Origin of the sequence: Halapricum sp. CBA1109 (genome assembly GCF_009741825.1) — an archaeon.
Classification (GTDB): Archaea; Halobacteriota; Halobacteria; order Halobacteriales; family Haloarculaceae; genus Halapricum.
On the sequence record NZ_WPCA01000119.1, the window covers coordinates 1 to 8,679 of the forward strand.

General features: G+C 65.9%; 6 protein-coding genes, 1 tRNA gene and 4 pseudogenes. 6 read left to right on the forward strand and 5 right to left on the reverse strand.

What is annotated here, in order from left to right:
* Nucleotides 1-399 (forward strand): annotated as a pseudogene (locus GJ629_RS16325) (hypothetical protein); the annotation flags it as partial.
* Here the strand turns inward: GJ629_RS16325 and GJ629_RS12235 are convergent.
* A complete protein-coding gene (locus tag GJ629_RS12235; RefSeq protein WP_157513314.1) occupies nt 400-1,509 on the reverse strand; it encodes a S1C family serine protease in 1,110 nt (369 codons plus the stop codon).
* 82 nt (nt 1,510-1,591) lie between these two features.
* Between GJ629_RS12235 and GJ629_RS12240 the strand changes: the two genes are divergently transcribed.
* Together GJ629_RS12240 and GJ629_RS12245 are read left to right on the forward strand one after the other, a co-directional pair.
* Nucleotides 1,592-1,664: transfer RNA gene (locus tag GJ629_RS12240), tRNA-Arg, on the forward strand.
* Nucleotides 1,665-1,827: 163 nt separating this feature from the next.
* On the forward strand, nt 1,828-2,292 hold the full coding sequence (locus GJ629_RS12245) for an isoprenylcysteine carboxylmethyltransferase family protein (protein WP_197428587.1): 465 nt from the start codon (nt 1,828-1,830) through the stop codon (nt 2,290-2,292).
* 7 nt (nt 2,293-2,299) lie between these two features.
* Here GJ629_RS12245 and GJ629_RS12250 read toward each other — a convergent pair whose 3' ends face one another.
* The 3 genes and pseudogenes from GJ629_RS12250 to GJ629_RS17185 all read right to left on the reverse strand — a co-directional run bounded on the left by GJ629_RS12250 (nt 2,300) and on the right by GJ629_RS17185 (nt 4,379).
* Nucleotides 2,300-2,923 (reverse strand): uracil-DNA glycosylase family protein, encoded by a 624-nt coding sequence (locus GJ629_RS12250; protein WP_370515899.1) that lies wholly within the window; start codon nt 2,921-2,923, stop codon nt 2,300-2,302.
* Between the two features lie 428 nt (nt 2,924-3,351).
* Nucleotides 3,352-3,711, reverse strand: a pseudogene (locus GJ629_RS12255) (nucleotidyltransferase family protein); the annotation flags it as partial.
* A gap of 2 nt (nt 3,712-3,713) precedes the next feature.
* Nucleotides 3,714-4,379 (reverse strand): annotated as a pseudogene (locus tag GJ629_RS17185) (RNA polymerase subunit sigma-70).
* Nucleotides 4,380-4,548: 169 nt separating this feature from the next.
* On the opposite strand from GJ629_RS17185, the pseudogene GJ629_RS12265 reads away from it, so the two are divergent.
* From GJ629_RS12265 to GJ629_RS12275, 3 genes and pseudogenes are all read left to right on the forward strand, one after another.
* Nucleotides 4,549-6,098: pseudogene (locus GJ629_RS12265) on the forward strand (acyl-CoA carboxylase subunit beta).
* Complete coding sequence (locus GJ629_RS12270) at nt 6,095-6,376, forward strand: acc operon protein (protein ID WP_157513316.1); 282 nt, start codon at nt 6,095-6,097, stop codon at nt 6,374-6,376. Before GJ629_RS12265 ends, GJ629_RS12270 begins: the two are co-directional and overlap by 4 nt.
* Nucleotides 6,377-6,469: 93 nt before the next feature.
* Nucleotides 6,470-8,263: an acetyl-CoA carboxylase biotin carboxylase subunit gene (locus tag GJ629_RS12275; RefSeq protein ID WP_157513317.1), complete on the forward strand. Its 1,794-nt coding sequence runs from the start codon at nt 6,470-6,472 to the stop codon at nt 8,261-8,263.
* A 3-nt stretch (nt 8,264-8,266) separates the two neighbouring features.
* Here GJ629_RS12275 and GJ629_RS12280 read toward each other — a convergent pair whose 3' ends face one another.
* Nucleotides 8,267-8,509, reverse strand: a complete 243-nt coding sequence (locus GJ629_RS12280; RefSeq protein ID WP_157513318.1) for a hypothetical protein — start codon at nt 8,507-8,509, stop codon at nt 8,267-8,269.
* Between the last annotated feature and the right edge of the window lie 170 nt (nt 8,510-8,679).

Consider the following 8,679-nt stretch of genomic DNA (forward strand, 5'->3'; position numbering starts at 1 on the left):
GGCGACGGCGAGTCGGCCGAGCGGACACCGGACGAGGAGTCGCCGGCCCCGCCACCGCCGCCGGAGGCCCCGCCCGCCGAGACGGACACACCGGCGGCAGCCGAGACGTCGACCGACGGCGGCGAGTCGACGGAAAGCGGCACGGCCGATGCCGTGCCGACGGAAAGCGGCGCGGCCGGTGACGCGCCGACTGATCCAGCCTTGAACGAGGGTGGCGACTCCGTGCCCCCATCGGACGGGCACGCGGTCGAACGAACGACGGTTCGGATCACCGACGACGTGGGACCGATCTACGGCGTCGACGACCGCGAGTACGACCTCTCGCGGGACGACGTGGTCACGCTTCCCGAGGCGAACGTCGGACCGCTGCTCGACAGCGGGGCCGCAGAAGAGTTCTGATCAGGGCACGGGCCGTTCGCCGATGGTCAACTGGACCGTCCGGCGCTCGCCGTCGCGGATTATCTCGATGTCTATTTCCTGTCCGGGCGAGGTTTCGAGCGCGAGAAAACTCGACAGCGCCTGCTGGGTCGAGATCAGCGTCCCGTCCATCCGCTTGATCACGTCGCCGCCGGTGGGGACCCGCTGGTCGTACACCGTCTCGCTGCCGGTCGATCCTTCGAGGACGCCCTCGGCCGGCGTGCCCGAGACCACTTCGTGGACGTAGATGCCGCGGGCGACGTCTAAGCCGTTGGCCTGCGCGAGCGCCGGCGTCACCTCGTCGAGCCTGATTCCGAGGTAGGGATGGCTGTACTCGCCGTCTTCGACCAGTGCCGGGACGATCCGGTCGACCAGCGCACCCGAGATGGCGAAGCCGATATTGTCCCCACCGCCGGAGTTGATGACACCGACGACGTCGCCGTCCAGATTCACTAGCGGGCCGCCGCTGTTGCCGGGGTTGACCGGCGCGTCGGTCTGGATGGCGTCGGGGATGGAGAAGTTGTTCGGGGCCGGCAGCGTCCGGTTGACGCCGCTGACGATGCCCGAGGAGACCGACCCGGAGAGCCCGAAGGGGTTGCCGATGGCCAGCACTTCGGTCCCGACGGCGGGGTCGGTCGTCCGCAGCGCGAGCGGTTCCGTCGCGTCCGGTTGGTCCTCGACCGACAGCACTGCGAGGTCGCTGTAGACGTCGGTCCCGACGATGTCGGCCTCGATCCAACCGCTCGACCGGAACCGGACGAACACGCGCTGTGCGCCCTCGACGACGTGCTCGTTCGTGACGATGTGGCCGTCGTCGACGACCCACCCGGTGCCGCTCCCGCCCGACGTCGCAGTCCGGACTCTGACTTGGACCACCGCGTCCCGCGCCTCGCGGAACACCTCGGCGAAGCGCTCTCCCGATACCGACGCTCTATCGATGTCCTCGGTATCGTCGGGGGAGCCGAGTTGGAAGTCGCTGTCTCCCGGTTCGTCCGTCTCCTCGTTCGTGCTGACCGCACACCCCGCTAGTGCGGCGGTCGTCGCCGCCCCGGCGAGGCCGAGAAACCGCCGGCGAGAGAGGTTGTCTGACATACCTGAGGCCAAGGGCGAGACGTGGATAAACGTACTGCCCGGAGCGAAACCGTTTTTCGCTCGCCCGTGATACCGCCACGCAGGGCGTGTGGCCTAGCGGACAGGGCGAGAGGTTCCTAACCTCTAGATCGCGGGTTCGAATCCCGTCACGCCCGTCTTCGCTCCCTCCGGCCGCTCGACGAGCGTGACGTAGCTCGCGAAACCTCCGGTTTCGCTCACCCCCGCCACGCCCGTTCTGCGACGAGCGGACGCGAGGAGCGAACCGGACGACTACCTGTCCCGGGAACCGTTTTGCCCCTGCCGGACGACCGCTCTACCGTGGCCGTCGACTACCGGGCGTACCTGTACGCGCTGGCTCCGCTCACAGCCGTTGCTCTCGCGGCCATATTGAGCGGTGCGGACCCGCTGGCGGGCGATATCGGTATCGCCGGACTGTTCGGAGCGTTCCCGGTCGCTGCCGGCCTCGCCATCGTCGCGTGGGCCGTCCACACCTTCGCCCGGGCCGGGGTGACGCCGGCCCCGGAGACGACGCCGGACCGACTCGTCACCGACGGACCGCTCGCGTACACCCGCAATCCGCTGTATCTCGGGACAGTGCTGGGTGCCGGCGGGGTGGCGATACTGTCGGCCTCGCCGCTGGCCGGCGGGTACGCCGCGCTGATGGCCGTGATCTATCACCTCGTCGTCGTCTACCGCGAGGAGCCGCGACTCACCGAGGCGATGGGTAACGAGTACGAGCGCTACTGTTCGTCGGTACCGCGGTGGGTCGGCCGGCGAGCGTGAGCCGATATCACCGCACGCGGTAGGGGTCCTCACCGGGCAGGAATCGCCCGAGGTCGACCTCCTGTCGGTAGTCGCGGCTCTTGACGCCCTCGATGGCCGCGACGAGGCGGTCGTGGTCGCCGTCGACCCACTCCGCCGGCTCCTTGATGGGGATGATGAGCCAGCCGGCACCCTGGAGTTCGCGGCCGTGCATCGCGTCCATATCGACGGCCGTCTCGCGGGCGGAGTAGTTCTCCAGTACGGTCCGGGTCGCGCGCTCGCCGACCGGCAGCAGGACGTGGGCGGTGATTGCTCGCAACTCCGAGTCGAAAAAGCGCTCGAGGTCGTCGTAGTCGCCATCGGTCGGGTCGCCCTCGGTGACGCACATACAGAGATACGAGAGGTACGTCTGTTCGACGGTCGGCGGCGTGCCCGTCTCGGCCAGCAGGTTCGCCTCGAAGAGGGCGTCCTGCAGGCGCTCGGCCGCCGGCGTGTCCGTGAAGGGGACGCCCGAGTCGGCCCCGCCGTGGACGCCGGGGTGGTCCCCGATGACGTGGAAGTGGGCGTTCGCGTCGCCGTAGCCGGGGACGGAGGACGCACAGTCCGGTTCCATCCCGAATGGGTTCGATGTCCGGGTGGTGACGTTCTTCACGACCGGAGGGTGGCACTACCCAGAAAAAACTCCAGCGGTCTGCGGCGGTATTTGTCATCCTGGCGGCTCTGTCGAAATCCTCCGTGGCTGATAGGAACCTCCTGCGAGATACAGAGAGTGTATTTAGCACCGACACCGAGCGTGACCTAATACGGTTGGAAGTCTCAGTCCGCGATCGACACCTATCAGTGAATCCGTCATCTTCGTTACCGGTATGGAAGAGAGCATCTGGCAATATCTCGTTGGAGCCGTGTGGATTGTTTTGGCTCTCGCTCAGGCGGGTCTGGGGGTCTTGGAGAGCGATCTGTGGTTAGCCACTATGTGGGCTGGCCTCAGCATTGCAAGCACGCTGCTCGGGGCTGCGTATCTCTGGCACGACCGATTCACCGTCTCGCAGTAGGAAGCAAGCACGTTACGAAACCCGAAAGCCGCTCAAAGTCGAATGACCATTCGGCCCCCGTCTGTCGGTAGCCGAGTCCATTCACGAGAATATCGACACCGACGGGGTGAACGAGGCCTTCCGTTCGCTCGAAGAGCTCTATCTCTCGATTGTAGATTGTCTCTTCGGAAGGAACCTCGAGTTCGTCCGTTCGCTCGAACTGATGGTCCTCGAGAAAGCTCACGAGTTTATCGTAGTCATCTGGTGCGATAACGAGATCCAAATCGGTCGAAAACCGTGTCTCGAATTGGCTGATGGCGTATCCACCGACCAACACAAACGGAATACCGGACTGTTCGAGTTCGGTGAGGACCTCGATGAGGGCCTCGCTTCGTTCTTCTTGACTCATATTCAGGCTGGTCCCATTCGGTATTGCGTATCAGTGTCGACATCTTCGTACATCCGGTCGAGCATATCGAGAGCCGACTGAAACGTCGCGTAGTGGTCCTGCGCAAACGCGAGCGTCTCGTCCAAGGAGACGACCGGCCGACCGTCGACGGAGTCGCCCTCGACTGTCTCACGTGCCTCCAAGACGTACTGGATCGGTCCATCGACTTCGTCCGGTGGTCGACGTTCCTGTGCGACCGGAATATCGAATCGCTTGAAGAACCGCTCCCATTCGTCGAAATCAGCCTCGTCAACGGCAATGAAGAGTGGATAGTCCTCCGGATCACGAGCGACTTGGTATCCACCACGCGTCCAGACGTAGACAGCGTCGATGGAGGTGTACGCGAAGTCCAGACCGGCGAAATGCGGGAGGACATACGCTTCAGAAATCGACGGCGGAGACACCGCTGCCGACGCCGTGAGAAAGGAGAGTCCCGCTTCGCGGACTGCTGGAGAAACAACAGAAAGCCCTCAATCGTACTGGACGTAGCCTGCCTCTTCGAGCGAGTTGACTACACGGCGAATCGTCTCGCGGTTTTCGTCTATCTTGCGGGCGACCCCTGAAATCGAGTCACCGGACTCGATCGCAAGGAGCGTCTTGAGCGCGTTTTCAGTACAGGGCTCGAACATCTGTTTCTCTATAGTTACACAAATATGTGTAACAGTATAATTCTTTACCATTCTGCAGGACTAACAGTAATTGTCACAGGCGGAGGGTTTCGACAGCGCCACTCCGGCGGGCAACCCTTTTTTGACCCTCCCCCGTTGTGCCGACTATGACTGACGGGCGGGATCGGCCGTGACCGACGACGACGCCATCGAAGACCTCCGCGAGCGGAAGGCCCGCGCCCGGACGGGCGGCGGCGAGGACCGCATCGAGGCCCAGCACGACCGCGGGAAGATGACCGCCCGCGAGCGCATCGACTACTTCCTTGACGATGGAAGCTTCACCGAAGTCGACGCCTCCGGGAGCACCGCTGTACGAACTTCGATATGGACGAGCAGACGATTCCCGGAGACGGCGTCGTCGTCGGCCACGGCGAGGTCGAGGGCCGCAAAGTGTTCGTCTTCGCCCACGACTTCACCGTCTTCGGCGGGTCGCTCGGCGAGGTGTTCGCCGAGAAGGTGGTCAAGATTATGGATCAAGCGCTGGAGGTCGGCGCGCCGATAATCGGCCTGAACGACTCGGCCGGCGCGCGCATCCAAGAGGGCGTGGACTCGCTGGCGGGCTACGGCGATATCTTCCACCGGAACCAACTCGCCAGCGGCGTCGTCCCACAGATATCGGCGATTATGGGGCCCTGCGCCGGCGGGGCCGTCTACTCCCCAGCCATCACCGACTTCGTGTTCATGGTCGAGGACACCAGCCACATGTTCATCACCGGGCCGGACGTCATCGAGACGGTCACCGGCGAGGAGGTGAGCTTCGACGAACTGGGCGGCGCGAGCACTCACGGCGGCGAGAGTGGCGTCGCTCACTTCACGCCCGCCGCCGAGGATCAGGCGCTTGACGACATCCGACACCTCCTGTCGTACCTCCCCCAGAACAACGTCGAGGACCCACCCCGCGTCGACCCGTGGGACGACCCCGAGCGGGACTGTCAAGAGGCCAGCGACGCGGTCCCCGCGGCCCCGCAGAAGCCATACGACGTGACGACTGTCGTCGGTGACGTACTGGACGAGGACTCCTTTTTCGAGGTGGCGGAGGACTACGCCCGGAACATCGTCACCGGGTTCGGTCGCCTCGACGGCCACAGCGTCGGCGTCGTCGGCAACCAACCGCGGGTCAACGCCGGGACACTGGACATCGACGCCTCGCTGAAGGGGTCGCGGTTCGTCCGCTTCTGTGATGCGTTCAACATCCCGATCGTCACGTTCGTCGACGTCCCGGGGTTTATGCCCGGGACCGACCAGGAGAAACGCGGCATCATCAAACACGGCGCGAAACTGCTGTACGCCTACTCGGAGGCGACGGTACCGCTGGTGACGGTCATCACCCGGAAGGCCTACGGCGGGGCCTACGACGTGATGGCCTCGAAACACGTCGGTGCGGACCGCAACTACGCGTGGCCCGGCGCCGAAATCGCCGTGATGGGGCCAAAGGGCGCGGTGAACGTCCTCTACGACGACGAACTCGATGCGGCCGAGGACGTCGAAGCCAAGCGCGAGGAACTGATCGAGGAGTACCGCGACGCCTTCGCTAACCCCTACACCGCCGCCGACCGGGGGTATCTCGACGACGTGATCGAACCGGCCGAGACGCGCCGACGGATCGTCGAGGACCTCGATATGCTCCGGAGCAAGCGCGTCGACCACCCCGACCGGAAACACGGGAACATCCCGCTATGACCGGCGAGGATATCGCCGCGGCAGTGGCGGCGTCCGCTCCCGACGCCGACGAGGCGGAGACGGCGGCCATCGTCGCGGCCGTGCGGACGCATCTGGCCGAGCAAGCGGCCGCAGTCGCGGCCGACGAGGAGTCCGGGAGCGAGGGCACCGACGACCGCGGGAGTCGCCGCTGGCAGTACGCGGGCCGTATCGAGGGCCTCCAGCACCGAACCGTCCGCGTGCCCGACGGCGCGCCCGACGACGACTGGGCGGCGTCGGGACGGACCGAGCGGTTCTGAGCGGCCCGCCATCGGCCGGTCGTCTCGTCGCTGGCGACCGACGAGGGCTGACCGCGCACAGTTTTTATACTGTACCCGGTCCCTCGTAGGGGTATGTTCGAGAGGGTCCTCGTCGCCAACCGCGGGGAGATAGCGGTGCGCGTGATGCGCGCCTGCGAGGAGTTAGGCATCGACACCGTCGCCGTCTACTCGGAGGCCGACAAGCACGCGGGCCACGTCCGCTACGCCGACGAGGCCTACAACGTCGGGCCCGCCCGCGCGGCCGACTCCTACCTCGACGGCGCGGCCATCGTCGAGGCCGCCCGGAAGGCCGACGCCGACGCTATCCATCCCGGCTACGGCTTCCTCGCGGAGAACGCCGACTTCGCCGCGCGCGTCCAGGACACAGCGGGCATCACGTGGGTCGGGCCCACGAGCGACGCGATGGGAACGCTGGGGGAGAAGACCCGCGCCCGGAACGTGATGGACGAGGCTGACGTGCCAATCGTCCCCGGGACGACCGACCCTGTCGAGGACCCCGAGGAAGTGGTCGCCTTCGGCGAGGAACACGGCTATCCGGTGGCGATTAAGGCCGAGGGCGGCGGCGGCGGCCGCGGGATGAAGATAGTCGAGAGCGCTGACGACGCCGCGGAGAAACTCACGAGCGCGAAACGCGAGGGCGAGGCCTACTTCGACAACGACTCGGTGTACCTCGAACGCTACCTCCAGTCCCCGCGGCACATCGAGGTCCAGATACTCGCCGACCACCACGGCAACGTCCGCCACCTCGGCGAACGGGACTGCTCGCTACAACGGCGCCACCAGAAAGTAATCGAGGAGGGCCCCAGTCCCGCCATCGACGACGAGATGCGCGAGTCGCTGGGCGAGGCCGCCAGACGGGGGGTCGCCGCCGCCGACTACACCAACGCCGGCACCGTCGAGTTCCTCGTCGTCGACGAGGAATTTTACTTCCTCGAGGTCAACACCCGCATTCAGGTCGAACACACCGTCACCGAACAGATAACGGGCATCGACATCGTGAAGTGGCAACTCCGGGTCGCCGCCGGGGAGGAACTGGCCTTCGAACAGGACGACGTGTCCGTCGCGGGCCACGCGATGGAGTTTCGGATCAACGCCGAGAACGCCGCCGACGAGTTCGCCCCCCAGACCGGGACGCTCGCGACGTACGACCCGCCAGGGGGTATCGGCGTCCGCGTCGACGACGCCCTCCGGCAGGGCGACACTGTCGGCGGCGACTACGACTCGATGATAGCGAAACTGATCGTCGAGGGGAGCGACCGCGAGGAGTGTCTCGCCCGTTCGCGGCGCGCCCTCGCCGAGTTCGACATCGAGGGGCTAGTGACCATCGTTCCCTTCCACCGCCTGATGCTCGACGACGACCGCTTCTGTGCCGGCGAGCACACGACGGACTACCTCGACGAGCATCTCGACGAGGACCGCATCGCCGACGCACAACAGCGCTGGGGGACCGAACCGACCGGGGAGACCGACGCCGAGGAGGCCGTCGAACGGGAGTTCACGGTCGAGGTCAACGGCAAGCGCTTCGAGGTGACACTGGAGGACCGCGGTGGTCTGGCGGTCCCCACCGACAGCGGCGACGCGGACGACGCGCCGGGACCGCGGCGGGACTCCGGCGGGGACGACGGGGGCGGCGGGAGCGATCACGACGGGGCCGGTGAGGCCGTCACTGCGGATATGCAGGGGACTATCCTCGGGGTGAACGTCGCCGAGGGCGAGGACGTGGCGAGCGGCGACGTGCTCGCGGTGCTGGAGGCGATGAAGATGGAGAACGACGTGGTCGCGCCCCGCGGCGGGACGATAGCGGAAGTGGGCGTCGCCGAGGGCGACAGCGTCGATATGGGCGAGACGCTGTTCGTTATCGAGTAGGCGTCAGGACCCGAGTTGTCCGGACCGAATCTGGGTCTTCAGGGTGTTCGCCGACACCCGGACCATAGACCCGACGTCGTCGTCGTTGGCGATCTGATCGAACACCGACAGCGCGTCCTCCTTGCTGAGTGTCCGCCGGGCACTGACGCCCGCTTCGGTGGTCGCTCGCTCGATCATCTGTTCGGCTTTCTGTTCGCCGACTGCTTCGCTGAACGCGTCGACGAGTTCGTGTTTTCGTAGCTCCATGGTATCACTCCGGGAAGACGAGCAGCGACGAGGTGGTGTTGTGGTAGGCGCGCATATCGCCTTCTTGCATCCCGATTTCGCCGTAGGTCTGCATCCCCGCGAGGGGAGCGCCGAGTTCGGCGGCCATCCGGTCGACGGCGTCGCCGAACCGGTCGCCCAAGATGTTCCCC